The 22,471-nt window shown below is 63.1% G+C and carries 20 protein-coding genes and 2 pseudogenes; 18 read left to right on the top strand and 4 right to left on the bottom strand.

The genetic code is table 11. The features are described 5' to 3' along the window. The 3 genes from E5W70_RS21390 to E5W70_RS21380 all read left to right on the top strand — a co-directional run. Positions 1-604 (top strand): ABC transporter ATP-binding protein (locus E5W70_RS21390; protein ID WP_292661995.1); only part of this gene is annotated, 604 nt, incomplete at its 5' end. Positions 605-684: 80 nt separating this feature from the next. After that, the gene (locus E5W70_RS21385; RefSeq protein ID WP_292661992.1) at positions 685-1,935 is read left to right on the top strand and encodes an aconitase X; all 1,251 of its coding nucleotides are present in this window, start codon (positions 685-687) and stop codon (positions 1,933-1,935) included. After that, on the top strand, positions 1,932-2,354 hold the full coding sequence (locus E5W70_RS21380) for a DUF126 domain-containing protein (protein ID WP_292661989.1): 423 nt from the start codon (positions 1,932-1,934) through the stop codon (positions 2,352-2,354). Before E5W70_RS21385 ends, E5W70_RS21380 begins: the two co-directional genes overlap by 4 nt. On the opposite strand, the pseudogene E5W70_RS21375 reads toward E5W70_RS21380, so the two are convergent. The 4 genes and pseudogenes from E5W70_RS21375 to E5W70_RS21360 form a co-directional block, all read right to left on the bottom strand. Continuing rightward, positions 2,351-2,937 (bottom strand): annotated as a pseudogene (locus E5W70_RS21375) (siderophore-interacting protein). The gene E5W70_RS21380 and the pseudogene E5W70_RS21375 overlap by 4 nt on opposite strands. 10 nt (positions 2,938-2,947) lie before the next feature. Continuing rightward, a pseudogene (locus E5W70_RS21370) lies at positions 2,948-3,097 on the bottom strand (siderophore-interacting protein); the annotation flags it as partial. A 338-nt stretch (positions 3,098-3,435) separates the two neighbouring features. After that, on the bottom strand, positions 3,436-5,568 hold the full coding sequence (locus E5W70_RS21365; RefSeq protein WP_292661987.1) for a TonB-dependent hemoglobin/transferrin/lactoferrin family receptor: 2,133 nt from the start codon (positions 5,566-5,568) through the stop codon (positions 3,436-3,438). A gap of 236 nt (positions 5,569-5,804) precedes the next feature. After that, positions 5,805-6,836, bottom strand: a complete 1,032-nt coding sequence (locus tag E5W70_RS21360; RefSeq protein ID WP_292661985.1) for a LacI family DNA-binding transcriptional regulator — start codon at positions 6,834-6,836, stop codon at positions 5,805-5,807. 373 nt (positions 6,837-7,209) lie between these two features. On the opposite strand from E5W70_RS21360, the gene E5W70_RS21355 reads away from it, so the two are divergent. The 15 genes from E5W70_RS21355 to E5W70_RS21285 form a co-directional block, all read left to right on the top strand. Then, a complete protein-coding gene (locus E5W70_RS21355) occupies positions 7,210-8,823 on the top strand; it encodes an extracellular solute-binding protein (protein ID WP_292661982.1) in 1,614 nt (537 codons plus the stop codon). Positions 8,824-8,901: 78 nt separating this feature from the next. Further along, positions 8,902-9,762: a carbohydrate ABC transporter permease gene (locus E5W70_RS21350; protein WP_292661980.1), complete on the top strand. Its 861-nt coding sequence runs from the start codon at positions 8,902-8,904 to the stop codon at positions 9,760-9,762. Next, a complete protein-coding gene (locus E5W70_RS21345) occupies positions 9,759-10,718 on the top strand; it encodes a sugar ABC transporter permease (RefSeq protein WP_292661977.1) in 960 nt (319 codons plus the stop codon). Before E5W70_RS21350 ends, E5W70_RS21345 begins: the two co-directional genes overlap by 4 nt. Next, positions 10,715-11,806 carry an ABC transporter ATP-binding protein gene (locus tag E5W70_RS21340; RefSeq protein WP_292661974.1) on the top strand — a complete coding sequence of 364 codons (1,092 nt, stop codon included), beginning with the start codon at positions 10,715-10,717 and terminating at the stop codon, positions 11,804-11,806. The genes E5W70_RS21345 and E5W70_RS21340 overlap by 4 nt, the downstream gene beginning before the upstream one ends. A gap of 1 nt (position 11,807) precedes the next feature. Further along, entirely contained in the window at positions 11,808-12,869 is a 1,062-nt protein-coding gene (locus E5W70_RS21335) for an ABC transporter ATP-binding protein (RefSeq protein ID WP_292661971.1), read from the top strand. Positions 12,870-12,904: 35 nt separating this feature from the next. Continuing rightward, a complete protein-coding gene (locus tag E5W70_RS21330) occupies positions 12,905-13,993 on the top strand; it encodes a Gfo/Idh/MocA family oxidoreductase (protein ID WP_292661969.1) in 1,089 nt (362 codons plus the stop codon). 26 nt (positions 13,994-14,019) lie between these two features. After that, positions 14,020-14,934, top strand: a complete 915-nt coding sequence (locus tag E5W70_RS21325) for a sugar phosphate isomerase/epimerase (protein WP_292661966.1) — start codon at positions 14,020-14,022, stop codon at positions 14,932-14,934. 36 nt (positions 14,935-14,970) lie between these two features. Beyond that, positions 14,971-15,912 carry a substrate-binding domain-containing protein gene (locus E5W70_RS21320; protein WP_292661963.1) on the top strand — a complete coding sequence of 314 codons (942 nt, stop codon included), beginning with the start codon at positions 14,971-14,973 and terminating at the stop codon, positions 15,910-15,912. A gap of 62 nt (positions 15,913-15,974) precedes the next feature. Further along, the gene (locus E5W70_RS21315; RefSeq protein ID WP_292661961.1) at positions 15,975-16,979 is read left to right on the top strand and encodes an ABC transporter permease; all 1,005 of its coding nucleotides are present in this window, start codon (positions 15,975-15,977) and stop codon (positions 16,977-16,979) included. Next, positions 16,976-17,758 (top strand): ATP-binding cassette domain-containing protein, encoded by a 783-nt coding sequence (locus E5W70_RS21310; RefSeq protein ID WP_254820537.1) that lies wholly within the window; start codon positions 16,976-16,978, stop codon positions 17,756-17,758. The genes E5W70_RS21315 and E5W70_RS21310 overlap by 4 nt, the downstream gene beginning before the upstream one ends. A gap of 34 nt (positions 17,759-17,792) precedes the next feature. After that, positions 17,793-18,974: an aldose 1-epimerase family protein gene (locus E5W70_RS21305; protein ID WP_292661958.1), complete on the top strand. Its 1,182-nt coding sequence runs from the start codon at positions 17,793-17,795 to the stop codon at positions 18,972-18,974. A gap of 91 nt (positions 18,975-19,065) precedes the next feature. Next, on the top strand, positions 19,066-20,154 hold the full coding sequence (locus E5W70_RS21300) for a fatty acid desaturase family protein (RefSeq protein WP_292661955.1): 1,089 nt from the start codon (positions 19,066-19,068) through the stop codon (positions 20,152-20,154). A gap of 29 nt (positions 20,155-20,183) precedes the next feature. After that, entirely contained in the window at positions 20,184-20,498 is a 315-nt protein-coding gene (locus E5W70_RS21295; RefSeq protein WP_023675786.1) for a MocE family 2Fe-2S type ferredoxin, read from the top strand. Between the two features lie 37 nt (positions 20,499-20,535). Further along, positions 20,536-21,336 carry a 3-methyl-2-oxobutanoate hydroxymethyltransferase gene (locus E5W70_RS21290; protein ID WP_023675787.1) on the top strand — a complete coding sequence of 267 codons (801 nt, stop codon included), beginning with the start codon at positions 20,536-20,538 and terminating at the stop codon, positions 21,334-21,336. Between the two features lie 338 nt (positions 21,337-21,674). Beyond that, positions 21,675-22,471, top strand: a 797-nt coding sequence (locus tag E5W70_RS21285) for an ABC transporter permease (RefSeq protein WP_292661949.1), incomplete at its 3' end; no start/stop codon positions are given.

Below are 22,471 nucleotides of genomic sequence, written 5' to 3'. Positions count from 1 at the left end.
GTTGCTCGACGAGCCACTCGGCGCGCTGGATAAGGCGCTGCGCGTCGACATGCAGATCGAGCTCAAGCGCATCCAGCGCGAGATCGGCATCACCACCATCTTCGTCACCCACGACCAGGAAGAAGCGCTGACGATGAGCGACCGTATCGGCATTCTGCGCGACGGCAAGCTGGTGCAGGAAGGCCCGCCCGAGGAGATCTACGATCGGCCGAAGAGTGAGTTTGCCGCCACCTTCCTGGGCGACGCCAACATCCTTCGCGGCAACGCCACTGGTACGGGCATCCGGCTGCCTGACGGAACGGGGATTGCCGCAGGCGCGGGGGCTACGCTTGTCGCCGGCATGAAGGCGAGCTGCGCCGTGCGGCCCGAACGGATCCGCATCGCCACCAATGCCGGCGTTCCGGACCGAGCCCATCCCAACATGCTCACGGGGCGGGTCTCCAAGCGTATCTTCGCCGGCAACAACAGCACGTATTTTGTCGATCGGGATGGCCAGACAATCAAGGTCATCGTGCAGAACACCGGCATCGAAAAGCTGGCTGAAGGACAAGAGGTGGTGCTGCGTTGGTCGCCGGAGAGTACGGTGCTGATCGCCGCGAGCTAGCAGATCCAATCCTTCAGTCTTGCCAGGCGGTCCGCAATCGGGGAAAGCATGGTCGGGCAAAGTGCGAAGCGGAATACTCGATGTCGCTTGAATTGAATGCGGGCGACCAGTCGATGCTGCAAGGCGAGCAAGACCATGCCGCGGCTGCCGCCATGAAGATCCTGGTCGCTGTTTCCAAGGCAGTCGGTGCGCGCAAGCTGCTCGATATTTCTGGTGCCCATATCGACGGCTGCCTCTATCACGGCCAGGCCAGCCTCGATTTCGTCGAAAGGCTGATCGAGGGCGGCGGCCGCGTTCGGGTGCCGACGACGCTGAACGTCGGCTCGTTCGATCTGATCCATCCCGGATTGGTGAAGATGCCGGCCGCCGAAGAAGTACCGGCGCGCCGCCTGATGAAGGCGCATCTGGAACTCGGCTGCCAGGCGACCTTCACCTGCGCACCCTATCAGACTCGGTTCCGGCCAGGGTTCGGCGAGCAGATCGCCTGGGGTGAGTCCAACGCCATCGTCTTTGCCAATTCGGTGATCGGAGCGCGGACCAACCGCTATGGCGATTTCATCGATTTGTGCTGCGCCATCACCGGGCGCGCGCCGGCTTGGGGGCTGCACTTGAGCGAAAACCGGCGCGGCCAGGTTCTGTTCGAGCTGGTCGGTTCTGACCCAGAACCGAGCGACAGCCTGTTCGTTGCCGTCGGGCTTATCATCGGGCAAGCAAGCAGCGATCGCATCCCCGTGATCTCGGGCCTGCCAAGACCGCGCGATGAGGATCAGCTGAAAGCGCTGGGCGCCGCCGCCGCGACGACCGGGGCCGTTGCGCTGTTCCACGCGGTTGGTATCACGCCGGAAGCGAACACGCTTGAAGAGGCGTTTCATGGCATGGGGCCAGAGGAAACAGTCCGCATCACGCGTGCCGACCTCGACGATGCGCTGGCCAGGTTATCGAGCGTAGCTGACGGCGCGCCTTTGGCGGCCGTGTCATTGGGCACGCCGCATTTCTCCTATGAGGAATGGATGCGCCTGTTGCCGTTGCTGCGCGAAATCGCGCCGGGCAGGGGCGTTCCGATCTATGTCAACACAGGGCGTGCCACACTGGCGCGGCTGCAGGACGAAGGCGCACTGGTCGGCATGGAAGCATTCGGCCTCGTTCCGGTCGCCGACACCTGCACTTACGTCACCGCAATCCTCGAGCGCCTCGACGGCGTGGTGATGACCAATTCGGGCAAATGGGCGCATTACGCACCTGGCAATATCGGCGTCTCGGTAGCCTTCGGTGACATGGAAGACTGCGTCCGCTCGGCTGCGGCCGGCCGCGTCGTGCGAGCCGCGCCATGAAGGCGCCGGACAGAACCGGTACATTCCACCTTGCCGGCTCGGCACAAGGCCCGGCGCTGGTGCTTTCGCAGGCGCTCAGCTTCTGGGGCGGGATCAACGTCGAAACAGGCGACATCATCGACCATTCGCACCCGAACCTCCGCGGCAATATCGCCGGCAAAATCCTTGTGATGCCGGGCGGGCGCGGCTCGTCGTCCTCGTCTTCGGTTCTGGCCGAAGCGATCCGCAGGGGCACGGCGCCGGCCGGCATTATCCTGGAGCGGCCGGACCCAATCCTTGCCGTCGGCGCCATCGTTGCCGAATTCCTCTATGAAATCAGCATGCCGCTGGTCGTCTGCGAGATATCAGGCATTGTCTCCGGCGACCGGATCGCAATCGATCTGGGCGAAGATGCGCAAGCGATGGTGAGCAAGCTCTAGCCGGCCATCAGTCCCGCCGCGCCCCGCCGCCAATAGGCCGCGGCCAGTGTTTCGTTGCGGCCGAGCGCCAGTGTACCGCGCCAGTGTTCGCGCACCGTCCTGGCAGCAGCCGCTTCCGCCGCGAACCAGCCGAATGCCGAACCGGTCGGCCATGCGACCGACTGGATGGCACGCGCCAGCCTGTCGTCGGTGCCGGCCTGCACGCCATTTCTCGGCAGCCAGTGCAGCTCAATGCCGGTCGCGTTGTCGATGACCTGCCGTTCGCCATGGTCGGCGATCTCACGAAAGCCACGCCTTTGGTCTCGGCGGGCAGCGTCTCCAGCATGCGGGCCAGCGCCGGCAGGCCGGTTTCGTCGGCGCCCATGAGATACCATGACGCCGGTCGCACCGGACGACCGACCGGCCCCATGATGCCGATCTTCATGCCGGGCGCCGCCTGCATGGCCCAGCGGGCGCCGACGCTGTCGCCGGGGTGGATGAGGAAGTCGACCTCGATGATGCCCTTTTCGACGTCGAGGGCCCGGATGGTGTAGACGCGCGCCACCGGACGCCTGTCGTCCGAGGGCCATGCCGGGGAGGCCATTGCTGCCGAGCACCGGCCAGAGCGGATCGGGCACGTCCCTGGTCGGGAACAGCACGCGGATATGCATGCCGCCGAATTTTGCGAAGCGCGTCAGATCCTCGCCGGCGAAGCGGATGCGGCGCATGCGCGGGGTCAGGTCGCCGACTTGGGTGACGACCATCTCACGGAACTGCGCGAGGCGGGTTTCTTCGGCGAGATCGCCGGTCCAGACGATCTCGGGACTTTCTTCCTTGGCATAGACTTCGACGGCGGTGGCCAGCAGGTCCTTGATGCGGGCCAGCCCGTCGCGGTCGGCGGCGTTGGCCCGCATCACCAGTCGCTCCATATCAAGCGACGCGTCGCCGAAGGCGAAGCGGAAGTCGAGCCGCTGCCCCTCTTGCGAAGCATCGGCATCGAAGCTCTGCAGCCTGTCGCTGATGCGGTTGATGTAATGCGGCAGGTTGCGCAGGTTCAAGCGCGCTTCGCAGGCCAGTCCGCTCGCCGATGCTTCGCTCACTCTCAACCTCCGATCCTGCCGGTCAGCGCCACCTTGAAGGTGCGGCCCTTGCCCTGTTCCGTCGCCGCCGTCGTCGACCAGGCGCTTTGCGGGTCGGTGTAGGCGGTGTTGAAGACGTTATCGACGCTGAAATCGAGTTTGGCGTGGTCGTTGATGCGCCAGTTGGCAAAGACGTTGACGAGGTCGAAGCCGTCATCGACCACGGTCGGCGCGTCGGGATTGATGCGCCCTGTCCGGGTGATCTTGCCGACGCTGAGATATTGCGCGCCGACGGTGAGCTGGTCTTCCAGCATGCGGAAGCCGACGGTTGCCGAGAAGCGGTCGAGCGGAGTGTTGTTCAGTGCCTGGCCGGAATAGACGCCGCTGACGACCTTGGCATCGATCAGGGCGCCGGCGAGGTTCGCGAACCCCCAGCCATAGTCGTAGACGGCTTCGGCCTCGATGCCCTTCAGCCGAGCGTCGCCGATGTTGATTGCCATACGCGACAACACGGTGAGGTCGACGTCGATATAGTTTTCTACGGCGGTGTGGAAGACGTTGACCTTGGCACGAACCAGGTCGCCCGCGGCCAGCACATCGTCATATCTCAGATTGATTCCGGCTTCCCAATTCTTCGCCGTTTCGGGCTGCAGAAGCAGGTTGGGCTGGTAGCTGTCGCCGCCGCCATGCGCGCCGCCGCCGCGATAGACGTCCTGCAGGCCCGGCGCCCGGTAGCCTTCCGAATAGGTGCCATAGAGTTGGAAGCCTTCCAACGGCGTCACGCCGACGGTGAGGCGGGGCGACCAGCGGTCTCCGGAGATTGAGGCTTCCGCCGGCGGCACGGTCTTTGTTTCGCCGTCAAGCTGGTAGCCGTCATAGCGCATGGCGGCGATGAGCTGCAGCCAGTCGCTGTAGTCGCCCTGCCATTGCAGAAAACCGCCATAACCCTGCTGCTCGCCCGAACCGAAATGCGCGGCCTCCGACGAGGCCGCCAGATAATAGTAGTCGAGCCCATAGGTGAGGGTATGTGCCAACTCCCAGGCGTCGAAACGTGAGGAGTTCTTCAGGTTGAAGCCAGTGGTGGCGACCTCGTAGTAGCGGAAGTTGCCGATCGCCGAAACCGGCCAGACCTGCGTCTGCTCGGCGCGCGTGCGGTTGTGGTAGGCGTTGACACTGAGGTCGATCAGCGCGTTGTCGTCCGGCCTCCACGCATAGGCTGCCGTGTAGGTCTGGTTGGTCGTGTCGGTATCGTAGCGGCTCAGCGTCGGCGAGGTCGAGCCGCTCGATCCGGCGATCTGGTCATTGTAGCGCTGCGGGATGGCGCCAAGCTTCAGCTCGTGGCCGTCGGCTGGCCGCAGCGTCGCCTTCATGTAGCCGCTGGTGATGCTCTCGCCGGTCCATGGCACCATGTCGCCATTGCCGTCGGTATAGCTGTCGCGGTCGCGATAGATGAGGTTGCCGATGATGTCGGCGTCGTCGCTGAAACGGTAGGCGCCGGTGGTGCTGGTGGTGAAGCCGTCGCCATTATCCTCATAGCCCAGCTTCTCGCTCAGCGCCCAGCGTTCCTCCTGCTTGAGGAAATCGCCGGCATCCCTGGTTTCGAAGGAGACAACGCCGCCGATGCCGCCCGAGCCATAGGCGTTCGAGACCGGGCCGCGAATGACGGTTGCTTCCTTGATCAGTTCCGGCTCGACATAGAACGAGCCGGAACCGTGGCCGACACGCCAGTAATCCTGGCGGGCGCCGTCGAGCGTCACCACCACGCGGCCATATTGTTCGAGGCCGCGGATGTTGATGGCGGTCGCCGGATCATCGCCGTTCATCGAAGCGGCAACGCCGGGGGTGGTGCGGAAAATGTCGGCAGCGCTGTCAGTCTGGATGCGGTCGAGCTCTTTCTGATCGATTGCGCTGATGGCGGCCATCGATTCGATGATCGCGGTCTTGATCATCGTCGCCGAGATGGTGATCAGGTCAAGCACGGTCGGCTCGTTCTGCCCAGTTCTAGCCTGCTGGGGAGGCTTGACCGCCCGGTCGGTCTTGGCGGCGGCGCCCTTCTTCTCCGGCTCCTGCGCGGCGGCTAGGGGCACGGCACACAGTCCGAGCGCGAAGGCGACCGCGGTGCTCGCCATCAAGGTCTTGTTGCTTGACAGTTTCATGCGTGCAGCCCCGGAAAAGCAAAGATTGCTGGCGGCGGCCGTTGGCCCTGGCTGGCATGATGGAGAAGCTCGGCACGCGGGCCGGGCAGGCGTACTTATTAAAACATGATGATAGTAGTCAACTTAATTTTACAGGCCTGAGCCTGATCGAAGATTCTCAGTCGGCCCGTTGATCTGGCCGCCAAAATCTGCCCGAGCGATTATGAATTTGGGACGCATCCCGTGCTTCACTTGGTTCATATCTCCGGGATGCTCTCTCTGAAGATGACCTGCAGCCGTGGCTGGTGCAGTTCGTAAGGCAACCCCCCGACCGCGTGGGTCAAGGTGTTGAGGGCTTCGCGGGCCTCGACGCGCGGGTTCTGGTCGATGACCGCGTCGAGCGTGCCGTCGAGCAGAAGCTCCTTGGTGCCTTCCGTCACCTCATGGCCGAGAAAGACCGTCGACAGTGCGCGCCCGCGCTCCTTGAGTGCGCGGGCGATGCCGGTATTGCCGGCGCCGACATTGTAGATGGCGGCCAGGTCCGGGTGCCGGTCCAGCAGGGCGGAGGCCTCCGAATAGGCTTTTTCCCTGTCATCGAGCATTTCGCGCATCTCGACGATCTGCAGATTGGGCGATTCTTCCGTCAGTATGTGCCGGAAGCCCATCTCGCGCTCTTCGTGGCCGCGGTAGGAGAGCGAACCAGCGAACAGCGCGACCTTGCCCGGACGCCCTGCGCCCATGAAGCGGTTGAGCAGGTAGCCGGCGAGCCGGCCGGCGGCGCGGTTGTCGATGCCGATATACGCAACCCTCGGCACATGCAGGATGTCGGAGGCAATGGTGACGACCTTGACGCCGCTGGCAGAAAGCGAGCGGATCGCCTCGCGGACCGTCGGATGGTCGAGCGCGATCACACCGACGCCTTGCGTCTGCCCGTGCAGTTCCTGCAGCAGACGGGCAAGCCGGTCCGGATTGAAGCCTTCGATGGTGGCGACGCGGACGTCGAGCTCAGGCCGCGACTGCGCCTGCGCCTCGATCTGGCGATGCAGCATCTTGATGAAGGAATTGGTGCCGGCGGGCAGGGCGAAATCGAGCCGTATGACCTCACCGCGCAGCGCGTGGAGCGAGCTCGGATTATTTGAATTTTCAGCGATATAGCCAAGCCGTTGCGCCGTTTCGAGCACGACCTCGCGGGTGCGCGCCCTGACCCCGGCGCGGTTGTTGAGCACACGGTCGACCGTGGCGGCGGAAACGCCGGCTTCCCGGGCTATGTCTGTCAGGGTGGATCGCACTGTCGATCACCTCATTCCAAAATGCGCCAGGGGCGCATCGAGATCACGCATTTCATGGGTCCGCTGTCGAAGCGGCGGCTTCATCGCCAGCCGCGATTCTGATGGGAAATGATGTAACCGGCCTTGGCCGATGTGCAAGCCGCTGCGCTACACCAAAATGCCCAATCGGACCAAAGCCGGGAGGTGGGCAGCCGGCCTCCCTCAAATTCAAGCACCGGCTTCAGTGTGAGTGCCTTGATACACGCCATTCTCTCCCTCCCTTGAGATATTATGAGGTATCTTGATTATTTATGATGTTGACAGGCTTCGTATAGTTCCGTCAATATCCATCATAAGGGCCGTGGAGGAACAAGGCCCTGAGGGAGGAGTTTCAATGTCGAATTTGATCCGCGTGTCGCGGCGCCGTTTGCTGGCGTCCGGTGGAAAGGCGGCAGTCCTTGTTGCCGCCGCAGGTATTGCACCGAAATTCATTCGCCCAAGCCGTGCCTATGCGGCCGATGCCCTGGCGCCCGGCATGATCGGTGGCCCGACGGGCTTCGACGGCTCGGAGCGCTATCAGTACGGGCCAGATACGCCGGAGGGTCGCGCCATCGAAGCGGCCAAGGCGATGAAGGGCGCCGGCAAGGCGCCGGCTAAGATCGTACTTGGCCTGTCCGACGGCTCGATCGGCCAGCTGACCCAGCCGTTTCCGGCCGGCGCGCCGTCGATCAAGGATCTCTGGGAAAAGGAAACCGGCATTCCGCTTGAGATCGTCGGTGTGCCCAACGGCCAGGAATTCACCAAAACGATGCAGGACATCTCCACCAAGGGTGGGGCGTATGGCATCTACGCGGTCGAATGGAACCGTCTTGGCGACCTTGCCGAAACCGGCGGCATCCTCAAGCTCGACGACTTCGTCGCGCAATACAAGCCGGAATGGGACGATCCCGAGCGCGGCTATGTCGACGGCGCCAAGGGCGTCTCGCTGCTCAATCAGTATCGCGGCTCGACCTATGGCGTGTCGCTGGATGGCGACTTCCAGACATGGGTCTACCGCACCGATCTGTTGGGCGACGCTGACGAGAAGAAGGCCTTCTCCGACAAATACGGCTATGAACTGGCGGCGCCGAAGACCTGGAAGCAGCATGACGAGATCGCGGCCTTCTTCCAGCGCCCGGGCAAGGGCCTGTTCGGCTCGACCGATCTGCGCAACCAGGGCTGGGGCTACACCAACTGGTATCAGCGTTATGTCTCAATGGCTTCGCCCAATCAGTTCTTGTTCGACGATACCGGCAAGCCGCTGATCAATTCGGAGCAAGGTATCGCGGCGACCAGCGAGTACATCGCTTCGCTTTCGCACCATTCGCCGGATGCGATCTCCTGGGGCTGGCCGGAGCAGTACGGCAATTTCGCCAAAGGCGGTGCGGCCATGACCTGCGCCTTCTCCAATCTGCCGAAATTCCTCGACAATGCCGGCAACAAGGATTCAGCTGTCACCGGCAAGATCGGCTCGATGCTGCCGCCCGGCCGCGAGATCGACGGCAAGCTGGTCAGCCGGTCGGTGCTGTGGCTCAATTTGTCGGCGTCGGTTTCCTCGCAAGCCAAGAATCCGGAGGCCTGCTACCTGTTCCTGCAGTGGCTGGGTTCAAGCCGCATCTACGCCTGGATGACCGCCAATCCGGGCGGTTACTTCGATCCGTTCCGGCTATCGGATTTCTCCGATCCGCTGGTTCGCCAGACCTATCATGCTTACCACATGGACGTGGTGCGCGAGACGGTCGCCCGCACCGTGCCCACCATCAACTATCCCGGCGCCACCGCCTTCCACAATGCGCTGGACGAGAACCTAGTCGCCGCGCTGACCAAGGCCAAGACGGCCGAGCAGGCGATGGCCGACACCGAGGCCGAGTGGAAGAAGATTGCCCGCCGTACCGGCGAGGAGAAGCTTCTCGAAGCCATCAAGACCAACAAGGAGGCCTGGCCCACCGTCCTCGATCCGATCGCCTGATCCTTCCAGGATCCTACCAAGGAGGGGAGGAGCGGTCGCTCTTCCCCTCGGCAACGAAAGACCCAGCAAAGCCGCAAGATGAAGCGTTCAGTTCCTTTCGAGATATTCCGCTATGCCGCGATCTTTGCGGCGATGGCGGTGACGCTGGTGCCGATCCTGTGGATGGTGTCGATGGCGTTCAAGCCGATCGCCGAATGGTCGGCGACCGGCGCCGACCTGACATGGTGGCCGAAGAACCCGACACTCAGCAATTTCCGCTTCGTCTTCGGTGAATCGACCAACAATCTGATCGTCGCCCTCGACCGCACCGCCTTGAAGCCGATCCTGTCGTCGCTGCTGTCGGCCACATTCGGCACGGCGATCGCCATGTCGGCGGGCACCGCGGCGGCCTACGGGCTGTCGCGCTTCGGCTCGGGCCAGAACCTGCCGCTGGCGCTGATCCAGCTTCGCCTGTTTCCGCCGATGGCGGTCATGACCCCGGTGATGATCATGTGGGCCTTTCTCAACTTCACCGACAGCTGGTGGGGGCTGTCGTTGATCTACGGCATCGTCACGCTGCCTTTCGCCTTCTGGCTGATGAAGACCTTCTTCGACGACATGCCGCGCGAGATCGAGGAGGCGGCGCTGGTCGAGGGCTGTTCGCGATGGCGTGTCTTCACCCGCATCACGCTGCCGATGATGCGCGCGCCGCTGGCCAGTGCCGCGCTGTTCGTCTTCATCCTCAACTGGTCGGACTATCTGATTGCGCTGCTTCTGACGACGCGCGAATGGGTGACGGTCCCTGTTTACATGGCCTCGCTGTCCTCCTCGATGACCGGCCAGCTCTACGGCGCCAAGGCAGCGCTCGGCCTGATCGCCGCGGTGCCGCCTGTCATCATGGGCATCGCCATCCAGCGCCATCTGGTGCGCGGGCTGACCTTCGGGGCGCTCAAGCAATGAGCGCGGTGACAGCGACGATTTCGGAGGGCGACATGCAAGCCTCCAAAGCGGCGTCGGTGTTGCCGGACGAGGGCGCACGGCTCGGCTTCCGGTTGACCCTGCCGGCGCAGATCCTGGTGCTGTTCATCGCCGTCTTCCCGCTCCTGATGCAGCTCTATATCAGCCTGACCGACTGGTCGCCGCTGTCGGGCACCGGCTGGTGGAACGCCTGGTCGATGTGGAACAGCTTCGCCAATTACACCGACCTTGCCGCGGACGCGCGCTTCTGGAGTGCGCTGAAGCGCACGGCTATCGTCATGATCGTCTGCGTGCCGGCGGAGTTCCTGCTCGGCTTGGCGCTCGCGACGCTGTTTGCCGACGAGTTCCCCGGCAAGCGGATCTTCTACTCGATCCTCTTGATGCCGATGATGGTGGTGCCGGCGGTGGCCGGCTACATGTTCTTCATGCTGTTTCAGTCGGGCGGCCCGGTCAACGACATCCTGTCGGCGATGTCAGGCGTTCCCGTCACCATTGCCTGGCTGTCGGACCCGACGCTGGCGCTCATCGCCGTCATGGTCGCCGACATCTGGCAGTGGACGCCGCTGATGTTCCTGATCCTGCTTGCCGGTCTGGTCGGCGTGCCCGAGGACCAGATCAAGGCGGCGACGCTGCTCGGCGCCAACCCGTGGCAGCGCTTCGTCACCATCGTGCTGCCGAAGATGAAGACGATCATCATCATCGCGCTCGCGATCAGGGTGATCGAGAACTTCAAGATCTTCGACACGCTCTACATCATGACCGGCGGCGGTCCCGGCGTCGCAACCGAAACCATCTCCGTCTACATCTACAAGCTCACCACCCAGGACCTGATCTGGGGCTATGTGGCGGCAATCGCGCTGGCCATACTGATCGTGCTGTCCATCGCCGCGGTGTTTGCCATGAAACGCATGGCCCGGGTTCGCGAGGTGGCGGCATGAGCACCATCCACCTGCAGAACCTGGTCAAGAAATTCGGCGATTTCACCGCGCTGAAGACCATGGACCTGGCCATTGCCGACGGCGAGTTCATGGCGCTGCTCGGGCCGTCTGGCTGCGGCAAGTCGACGACGATGAACATGATCGCCGGCATGGAAGAGCCGACCAGCGGCAAGATCCTGTTCGGCGAGCGCGACATGGCCGGCGTGCCGATGGGGCGGCGCGGCGTCGGCTTCGTCTTCCAGAACTATGCGATCTTCACTCACATGAGCGTGCGGCAGAACCTCGCCTACGGGCCGAAAATGCGCGGCGCACCAAAGGCCGAGATCGACCGCCGCGTCGGCGCCATTGCCGAGATGCTGCAGCTGACGCCGCTACTCGACCGCCAGGCCGACAGGCTGTCGGTCAACATATTGCAGCGGGTGGCGATCGGCCGTTCGGCGATCATGGAGCCGGCGATCTTCCTGCTCGACGAGCCGCTTTCCAATGTCGACGCGGCCTTCCGGGCGGTGATGCGGACCGAACTGAAGCATCTGCAGCGGCAGTTCCGGCAGACCATGGTCTACGTCACCCACGATCAGCTCGAAGCGATGACCATGGCCGACCGCATCGCGGTGATGGACCATGGCGTGCTGCAGCAAGTCGGCACGCCGCTCGAAGTCTATAACAACCCGGCCAACGTCTTCGTCGCCCGCTTCATCGGCGCGCCGGGCATGAACCTGCTCAAGGGCAGGCCGGCGGAAAGCGACCGTGGCCTGGTCATCGATCTCGGCCCACTCGGGGCGACGCCGCCGCTGCCGGTCGAGATCGCCGATGCCGCACGCCGGATGCGCGGCGAGGTGTTTTATGGCTTTCGACCGGAGCAGGTGAGGCTGACTGAAGGCGGCCGTGGCCTGTCTATGCCGGTGAGTTTCGTCGAGCGGATCGGCGCGCGCACCATCGTCCATCTTGGCGAGGGCGAGATCGCGGTGAAGGCGGTGTTCGACAATGATGTCGGACTGGCGATCGGACAAACGGCAGTCGTCGCACCGGCCGCGGAGGCGGTGCGCGTCTTCGACGCCGCCTCCGGCCTTGCGTTGAGAGCAGGTTGAGATGGCCGATATCGTTTTCCGTAATGTGACAAAACGCTATGGCGGCACGCTGGCCGTCGACGATGCGTCGTTCGCGGTGAACGACAACGAGTTCTTCTGCTTCTTCGGGCCGCCGCTGTCGGGCAAGTCGACTATACTACGCCTGGTACTCGGCCTGGAAACGCCCGATATGGGCGAGATCCTGATTGGCGGCAAGCCGGTCAACACGGTGTCGCCGGCGGAGCGCAATGTCGCCATGGTGTTCCAGAACCTGGCGCTGTTTCCGCATATGAGCGCGCGCGACAACATCCGCTTTCCGCTGGTCGAACGCCGGGTCGCCGAAGCCGAGATCGAAAAACGCGTCGCCGACGTCGCGGCTAAGCTGCATATCGGCCATATCCTGCACAAGCCGCCGGCGCAGCTTTCCGGAGGTGAGCGGCAGCGTGTGGCAATCGCCCGTGCGCTGGTGCGTGATCCTGTCGCGTATCTGATGGATGATCCAATCTCGGCGCTCGACGCCCGGCTGCGCGAGGAGACGCGCGTCGAGCTGAAGCGCATCCAGCGCGAGCTCGGCAAGACGCTGATCTATGTCACGCACGACCAGGAAGAGGCGATGTCGGTCGCCGACCGCATGGCCATACTGGAGAGCGGCAAGATCAGGCAGATCGGCGCGCCTGCCGAGATCTATGACCGGCCGGCCAGCACCTATGTAGCGCGGCTGCTCGGCTCGCCGATGATGAATATATTGAAGTCGGTGCACGGCGCTGAAGGCGTGGAGGCGGCGGAAGGCACGATCCGCATCGCGGATACCGGCGCCCCGGCCGATGCCGTGGAAATTGGACTCAGGCCGGAAGACCTCAAGGTTAGGGCCTGGTCGGAGGGGGGCGCGGGCCGCCCGGCGCGAGTGTTCGAGGTCGAGCCGCTCGGCGGCTACACCGTGGTGACACTCGCCGCCGGGCAGGCGCGTCTGCGGGCGCTGCTACGCGGCCAGCCGGACATCAGGCCGGACGCGATGGTGGCAATATCCTGCGAGCCGGGCAGGGTGCATTATTTCGGGCAAAGCGGGGGAGCGCTGGAAAGATGACGGCGGCTGCAAGGGACGAGCTTCGGGAGGAACATATGGCAAGCAACGGCTTCGAGCCGGACGTTAAGGTCCGCACCAGGGAATACAAGATCGGCTGCGTTGGCGCCGGCATGATCATGGCCGAATGTCACCTTGCCGCCTACAAGGAAGCCGGTTTTCCGGTGGTGGCGATTGCCTCGCGGACCAAGGCCAGTGCCGAGAAGGTCGCCAAACGCTGGGATATCCCGACCGTCCACGACACGCCGGAACAGCTCATCGAGGACAAAAAAATCGAGATCATCGATCTTGCCTTTCCGCCCGACCAGCAGCCAGCGCTGATCCGCGATGCTCTGAAGCAGGCGCATATCAAGGCGATCCTGGCGCAGAAGCCATTGGCGCTGTCCCTCGAAGAGGCTGTCAAACTGCGTGACGAGGCGGCCAAGACCGGCAAGATTCTCTCGGTCAACCAGAACATGCGTTACGACCAGTCGATGCGCGTCTTGAAGCAGATCATCGACAGCGGCGCGCTCGGCGACATCGTTTTCGCCCAGATCGACATGCATGCGATCCCGCACTGGCAGAGCTTCCTCGAGGACTATGACCGGCTGACGCTCGCCAATATGAGCGTCCACCATCTCGACGTACTGCGCTTCCTGTTCGGCGATCCCCTGGAGATCACCACCCTGACCCGCAAGGACCCGCGCACCCGCTTCGACCATTCGGACGGCATCACCGTGTCGACGATCAAGTTCCCGTCCGGCGTGCTTGCCGTATCGCTGGAGGATGTCTGGTCCGGTCCGCGCCAGGAGGGCTACAAGGACGACCAGCACATCAACTGGCGCGTCGACGGCACCAAGGGCGTCGCCAAGGGCACCATCGGCTGGCCGACTGGCGCTGCCTCGACGCTGACCTATGCCTCGACCGAGACAACCGGCGGTAAATGGGTGACGCCAAGCTGGAACACGATGTGGTTCCCGCATGCCTTCATCGGCGTCATGGAGCAGCTCCAGCACGCGGTCAAGACGGGCGAGCCGCCGGCGCTGTCCGTCGCCGATAACGTCAAGACTATGGCGCTGGTCGAAGCCGGCTACCGCTCGATCGATATGGGCCGGACGGTCAAACTTTCCGAAATATCAACTGACTGAATCACTTACAGGGAGGACTTCACATCATGATGCAGGCAGGTATCTTCACGGGTTATTTCCCGTATGGCCTCAAGGAAACCGCGCAGAAGATCCGTGCGCTCGATTTCAACACCGTGCAGCTTGACCTGCATTTTAGGGATATCGACCTGTCCGCCGGGCAGATCACCAGGGACAAGGCCAAGACCGTCCGCGATACGTTCCGCGACCACAATCTGCCGATCTGCTGTGTGTCGGGCTATACCAACATCATCCATCCGGATATGGGCGAGCGCGAGAGGCGCGTCGGCTATTTGAAGGAGATCATCCGCAACGCACGCCATTTCGGCACCCCTTACGTGATCTCGGAAACCGGTACCTACAACACCGAGTCCGACTGGGTGCATCATCCGAAGAACAAGACTGAGGAAGGTTTTGAGGAATGCCGCAAGGTCATCGCCGACCTTGCCCAGACCGCCTATGACCATGGCGCGGTCTTCCTCCTAGAAACCTATGTCAACAATGTCGTCGGCTCGGTCGAAGAGACGGTGAGGATGTTCGCGCAGGTCGACCACCCAGGCCTCGGCCTGTTGATGGACCCGACCAACTATTTCGAAACCCACAACATCGACAGGATGGACCAGATCCTGAACCAGGTGTTCGACACGCTGACCGACAAGATCAAGATAGCCCACGCCAAGGACGTCAAACGCTCCGGCGGCGACAAATCGGAGAAGCACGCCGACATCGGCGACGAGGACGCGCTGGAGAGCCACACCTTCCGCGGCGTCGGCGAGATCGAACTGCCGGCGCCCGGCCTCGGTTCGCTGAATTACGACCTCTATCTCAAGCGGCTGGCCGAAAAGCACCCGAACATCCCAGTCATCATCGAGCATCTTTCGGAAGACGACGTGCCGCGCGCCAAGAAATTCCTCGACGGGAAATTCCGCGCCAACGGACTGTGATGGCGCGGTTCGGTTACGAAACAAGGGAGGAAGAGAATGTTGAAATTCGCGTTGAAAATCGCGGCCGCGGCGACGGTTCTCGCCGGTGTTGCGCTGGGTACGCCGGCGGCGGCGCAGGACGCTCAGAAGACGTTCTACCTGTTGTCGCATGGCGGGCCGTCGGATGCCTTCTGGATCGACTGGAATGCCGGCGCCACCAAGGCGTGCGACCAGCTCAAGGTGACCTGCAAGATCTCGTTCAGCGGCGGCGACATGGCGGCGCAGAAGGAAGCCTTCAACTCGGCCCTCGCCGCCAAGCCGGACGGCATCGCCACCACCTCGGCGCAGCCCGGCCTGTGGACCGAGGAGGTCAAGGCAGCGAAGGCCGCCGGTATCCCGATCGTGTTCTTCAACACCGACGATCCGGCGACCGGCCGGCAGGCCTATGTCGGCGCCGACCTGAAGGAAGCCGGTGTCATCTGGGCCAAATATCTGGTCGACCACAAGATGGTGAAGCAGGGCGACAAGGTGTTCCTGCCGGTCGAAGTGCCGGGCGCCAGCTACCAGCAGCTCGAGACCGAAGGCATCGCCAGCGTCTTCGATCCGCTCGGTATCAAATACGACGTCGTCGATTGCGGCACCGATCCAGCCGGCATCATTGCCAAGATGACCGATTACATGGTGGCCAACAACCCACCGGCAATCATCGCGCTCGGCGATTCCGTTGCGGCCAGCGTCAAGCGGGTGTTCGACGGCGCCGGCGTGCCGGCCGGCAAGATCCCGGTCGTCGGCTGGGGCAATTCGAAGGAGACGGCCGAGTCCGTCAAGGCCGGTTTCGTCAACGCGGCTGCCTGGCAGTTCCCGTCTGCGCAGGGCTTCATGCCGGTGGCGCTGCTCGGGCTGGCCGCCGCTGGCGAACCGATCGGCTACGACATCCACACGTTCAGCCTCTACGACGCCTCGAGCGTCGAACCGATCCTGAAACTCTACAACAAATGATGGAAATTGACGTCCGCCGCGCAGGCGGCGGGCGTCACCCTGGCGTATGGTTCGACGCAGTCATGACAATTGCCGCAGAAGAGGAAATGCCGCGTGCCAAACGCAGGTCGAGCCTGATCCGCTCGCCGCAGTTCTCTTCGCTCGTCATCCTGATCGTGCTGCTTGCGGTGTTCGCGATCGCCGACGCGAATTTCTTGTCGCCGCTCAACATCTCCAACATGATGGCGTTCCTGCCCGAGCTCGGCATCATCGCACTCGGCATGACACTGCTTTTGACGGCGGGCGAGTTCGATCTTTCGGTCGGTGCCGTATTCGGGCTGGCGCCGGTCGTGGTCATGCTTCTGGTGCAGAACGGCGGGGTTGATATTGGCGTCGCGCTGCTGGCCGGCCTGCTGCTCTGCATAGCGATCGGTGCGATCAACGGGCTGATCGTCACCAAGATCGGCATCTCCTCCTTCCTGGTGACGCTGTCGATGCTGCTGGTGGTGCGTGGGGCAGCGCTTTACATCACCCAAGGGTTTCCGCTGAAATCCTGGGACCAGCCGGGCTTCTTCGTGACGCTGCTGGCCGGCAGCTTTAGTATCGGAACGTTCCGTTTCTATACCTCGCTGTGGTGGTTCATCGGCCTGTCGCTGCTGGCGATCTACGTGCTGCGCTACGCCAAGCTCGGCAACTGGATCAGCGCTATCGGCTCGAACCGTAACGCTGCCGTGGCGCGTGGTGTGCCGGCCGATGCGGTCAAGATCTGGCTGTTCATCCTGACCTCGGTGCTGGCCGGTCTCGCCGGCATGATCAGCGCCTTCCGCATCTCTGCCGCCTCGCCGGTGGCCGGCACCGGCTACGAGCTCGAAGTGATCGCGATGGTGGTGGTCGGCGGCACGGCGCTGACCGGTGGGCGAGGCACCATTCTCGGCACCATCGTCGGCGCGCTGATACTGCGCAGCATCCGCAACGGCATCGTGCTGATCGGCGTGCCTGGGCTCGCTTACAACATCTTCGTCGGCGTCATCATACTTGCCATGCTCATCCTGCACGCTTTGCTGCAGAAGAACGCCGCCAGGAGCTGATCATGGAAGTGCTTCGGCTGCAGAACCTGCAAAAGTCCTTCGGCAGCGTCCGCGCCCTGAAGAGCGCCTCCTTCACGCTCAACGAGGGCGAAGTGGTGGCCTTGCTCGGCGACAACGGCGCCGGCAAATCGACATTGATAAAGGCGATCTCCGGGGTCTTTCCCGTCGATCGCGGCGACATCTATGTGCGCGGCCAGAAGGTCTCCATCCGCTCGACGCGCGATGCGATGGATCTCGGCATCGAGACCATCCACCAGGACACCTCGCTGGCACCGGACCTCAGCATCGCGCGCAATCTTTTCCTCGGCCGCGAGCCGGTCAACCTCAAATGGCTGGGTGTGTTCGCGCCGCTCGATCTCGCCCAATTGCGCGATGCCGCCTCGGCTCTGTTGAAGCGCGTCGGCATTTCGAAAAAACTCGATGCCGATGCGCTGGTCAGCACGCTGTCGGGCGGCGAGCGCCAGTCGATCGCCATCTCGCGCGCCATGCAGTTTGCCGCCAAGGTCATCATCCTCGACGAGCCGACCAACAATCTCGGCGTCGAGGAAACGCACGGCGTGCTGCGCTTCGTCAAGGAAGTCCGCGACGCCGGGCATTCGGTGTTGCTGATCACTCACAATATCCATCACGTCTTCCAGGTCGCCGACCGCATTATCGTCATGCGCCGCGGCGAGATCGTCGCCGAGCAGACGGTCGCCGACACCGATCTGCTGACCGTGGAAAGCATTATCACCGGCGCCGACATGTCGGCCCTGCTCAAGGAGACGAGAGCGAAGTGAGGGACGAGCGCAAAGTGAAGGAACTGGCCGTCACATGGTAGAGCTTTACGGCAAGACGCTGTCGCGCCGGCAGGTCTCGGAACGCTCGGGCATGCTGTCGCAATTCGCCGGCGTGCGGCTGATGACGCTTGGCGACGGGATCGAGCGCGGCATCCGTATGCTCGAATTCCGCACCGGCTCCGGCCTGCGCTTCACCGCGCTCGTCGACCGGGCGCTCGATATCGCCGATTGTGACTTCAAGGGCCAGGCGATCGGCTGGCATTCGCCGAGCGGCTTTCGCCATCCCGGCCTGCACGAATATGAAGGCGAGGAGGGGCTGGCCTGGGCGCGGTCGTTTTCCGGCCTTTTGCTGACCTGCGGCCTCGACCATATATTGTTCATGAACGAGGTACCCGCCGACACCTACAACTACCCGCCGAAGAAGACGGTGCGCCACTCGCTGCATGGCCGCATCAGCACCATCCCGGCGCGGCTGACCGGCTACGGCGAGACCTGGGACGGCGACCGCTGCGTGTTGTGGGCCGAAGGCATCGTCCAGCAATCGACTGTATTCGGTGAGGATCTGCACCTGATGCGGCGGATCGAGGCCGATGTCGGCGGCAACGAGATCCGGATTTCGGACCGTGTCGTCAATCACGGTTTCAACCGAACACCGCATATGTTTTTTTACCACGTCAATGTCAGCCATCCCGTGCTCGATGAGGGTTCGCGCTATCTGGCGCCGATAAGGGATGTCGTTTGGGCCGGGCATGCCGGCGAGCGTTATGAGGCGCAAAAGGTCGGCTATCGCACGGTCCCGGCGCCGCAGCCGCGTTTCAGCGAACAGGTCTGGCAGCACGAACTCGGCGCCGACAGCACCGGCGAAGTCCCTGTGGCGGTGGTCAACGACAGTCTCGGTCTCGGCTTCGAGGTGGTCACGCGCAAGAATCAGTTGCCCTGCGCCTATCAATGGCAGAATTTCCAGGCCGGGCAGTACGCGCTTGGGATCGAGCCATCGACGCATCATGTGCTTGGCAATCTAGCGGCGCGCGAACGCGGCGAGATGATCTGGCTGGAGCATGGCGAAAGCCGCCCCTACGATGCGGTCTTCCGGGTGCTCGACGGCGCCGGCGAGATCGCCGCCGCCGAGAGCCGGATCGCGGCGATTGCCAGACAACCGCGAGAGGACTACCCGCGGCCGTCGGGCCATTTTCCTGTTCTTGGAGGCAGGTCGTGATAAGGGCGAGGACGATACGGGACACCAGTTGGGAGGCTGGCTCCGGCCGGAGCGGGGAGGGCTCGCGGCCGATCGGGAATTGGAGGTCACAATGGCTGGCACGGTAAAACGCGATTACAGCCTGGTCGGCGAAAGCACGCGGATCGCGATCGAGACGGGACTGGCCTCAGCGGAGTGGTACCACACGGATGTCCCCCGCAAGGCGATCAAGGAGTTGATGCAGCGCTCAGATGGCCCGGCGATCCGCGACACGATCATCTGGATGGTCGCTATACTCGGCTCCGCCGCCGGCGCCATCTATTTCTGGGGCACCTGGTGGTGCTTGCCGTTCTTCTTCGTCTACGGCGTGCTCTACGGCTCGTCCAGCGACTCGCGCTGGCACGAATGCGGCCATGGCACTGCCTTCCGCACGCGCTGGATGAGCGATGTCGTCTACCAGATCGCCAGCTTCATGCTGATGCGCAACCCGGTGACCTGGCGCTGGAGCCATGCCCGCCACCACACCGACACCATCATCGTCGGCCGCGACGCCGAGATCGCCGTGATGCGCCCGCCGGATCTTTTGCGTGCTGCGCTGGCCTTCACCGGTATCCTCGATTTCCGCTATTCGCTTCCGGCGCTGGTACGCCAGGCGTTCGGCAAGCTGACGCCCGACGAGAAAAGCTACGTTCCCGAGATGGAACAGCACAAGGCCGTCATCGCGGCGCGCTGGCATATCGCCATCTACATCGCGACGGTCGCGCTCGCCGTTTTCATGCGGTCATGGATACCGGTGGTGCTCATCGGGGTGCCGCGCCTCTACGGCACCTGGCACATGGTGCTGACCGGCCTACTGCAACATATCGGCCTGGCCGACAATGTCGTCGACCACCGGCTCAACACCAGGACCGTGTACATGAACCCGATCAGCCGGTTCATCTACTGGAACATGAACTACCACGTCGAACACCACATGTTCCCGATGGTGCCGTATCACGCGCTGCCCAAGCTGCATGAACTGATCAAGCACGATTTGCCGGAGCCGAATCCGTCGATGTGGCATGCCTATCGCGAGGTCTGGCCGGTCCTGTTCAGGCAGCTCAAATACGAGGATTATTTCCTCAAGCGCGAACTGCCACTAACGGCGAGGCCCTATCGTGGCGAGTTCCACGAAGTGAACATGTCGGCGGCGGCTGAGTAGGCACCGCAGGAATTTCGGGAGAGATAGAAATGGCCGATTGGGTCGAAGCGTGCGCCGTGGACGATGTCGAAGAGGAAGACGTCATCCGCTTCGACCATGGCGGCCGCACCTTCGCTATCTACCGTTCGCCGGACGACGAGTTTTTCGCCACCGACGGGTTTTGTACGCATGAGAAGGCGCATCTGGCCGATGGGCTTGTCATGGACGACATCATCGAATGCCCAAAGCACAATGGGCGCTTCAATTACAAGACCGGCCAGGCCAAAGGGGCTCCCGTCTGCGTCAATCTCGCGACCTATCCAGTCAAGGTGGAAGCTGGCAAGGTGATGATCCAGATCGCCTGACCGGCGTTCTGTCACGTAGCAAAGGGGACCAAAATCCATGAGCCGGAAAAGACCGACCGTCGCAGACCTGCGCGCCATGAAGGGCAAGCGGCAGCTGACCATGCTGCGCGTGCTGACGATGGACGAGGCCGAGGCCGCCGAACGCGCCGGCGTCGATATCGTCTCGGTGCCGCCGGAGCTGGTGCTCAATCCGCAATACCGCGATGCGGCACCCAGCCTATTCACCATGCCGGGCGAGAATTTCTTCGAGATCGGCACGGCCGACGATTTCGTCCGCTGGGCGTTCCGGCTCTACAAGGCCAGCGCCGATGCGGTCTACTGCAGCGCCGGCTACGCCACCATCAAGCGGATGGCCGACGACGCAATTCCGGTGATCGGCCATGTCGGCCTCATCCCGTCGCGCGCCACCTGGACCGGCGGCTTCAAGGCCGTCGGCAAGACCGCCGACACCGCCATGCAGGTGTTCGAGGCGGTGAAGCAACTGGAGGCCGCCGGCGCGATCGGCGCCGAGATCGAAGTGGTGCCGGTCGAGGTGGCCAAGGCGATTTCGGAACGCACGTCGCTGATCATGCTGTCGATGGGGGCGGGCACCGGCTGCGATGCGCAATACCTGTTCGCAGACGACATCCTCGGCCAGAACCGTGGCCACATGCCGCGCCATTCCAAGGTTTATCGCAATTTCGCCGCCGAATACGATCGCCTGCAGGCCGAACGCATCGCCGCCTTTTCCGAATATGTCGCCGATGTGAACAGCCTGGCGTATCCCGAAGACAGGCACGTCGTGCACATGGATCCGGACCAGCTCAGCCTGTTCCTGGAGAAGATCGAAGCTGCATGAGACACGCGGGCATCACATAGCCGGCGCCGAGGTCTCGGGCCATGTTTTGCGGATTTGACGCAGAACCTGCGCGGCGAGCGCGGACGTGAATTCTGCCTGCTCCGCTCGTCCTGGAACAAACTTTTGCCAGCGGTCCGATCGGCGCGATCAGTTGCAAAAGGGCTTGAGTTCCGGGCATTGCGCCAGCCTCGCCAATCGGTGCGTCCAACCGCAGAATTTCCTCGCAAGCCGGCCTGCAATGCGCGGATTCATTTGACGAATTGGTCTTGAGCCGATTAGCTTTCGTTCCGATGGCCGCAGAGGGAGCAGGGCGTAGCCATCGCGGGTGAAAGCGGGCAATGAACGCGACCGGCTGGCTGAACTGGAGAAGCCTGAACCAGGAGGGCATTGTCTTTGCCATCGCGGTTGTGCTGTTCATTGCCGCCGCGTTCGGGCTGCCCGGGTTTATCAACTCGAACAATCTCGTTGCCATCGTGCGCTCGGTCTCGGTGCTGGGCATACTGGCGCTCGGCATGGCGGTCGTCATAATCGGCAGGGGCATCGACCTGTCGGCGGTGGCGATCATGGCGATGTCGGTCGCCTGGTATCTGCAACTGCTGAATTCGGGGACATCCGACGGGCTGGCCTTCGCCTATGTGCTCGCCGGCGTTCTCGCAATCGGGCTGTTGAACGGAATCCTGGTCGCCTACGCCGAGGTTCCGGCGATCTTCGTGACGCTGGCGACCGCATCCTTCGTCTTCGGCTATGTGCGTTCACAACTGATCACGCAGGACGCCGTGCCAGTGCCGCCCGGCCATTGGGTAGAGCTGCTTGGCGGGCTGCGCTTCCTCGACATCCCGGTCGAGGTTTTTGTCTTCGCCGGGCTGGCTTTCGCCTTCTTCCTGTTCCTGCGCTACACCAAATGGGGCCGCTACGTCTATTTCGCCGGCGACAACCCGGTCGCGGCGCGCAACATCGGCATTCCAGTGCGCCCGATGCTGGTGCTGCGCTACGTGCTGTCGGCCCTGGTCTCGCTGGTGGCCGGCCTGCTCACCGCCGCCAGCCTGCATTCGATCAACACCCGCATCGTCAATTCCACGCTGCTCTACGACATCGTGCTGGTGGCGGTGATCGGCGGCATCGGACTGTCGGCCGG

This window comes from Mesorhizobium sp. (genome assembly GCF_005063415.1).
Lineage (GTDB): Bacteria > Pseudomonadota > Alphaproteobacteria > Rhizobiales > Rhizobiaceae > Mesorhizobium.
This window is presented reverse-complemented; position numbering and strand designations above follow the sequence as displayed.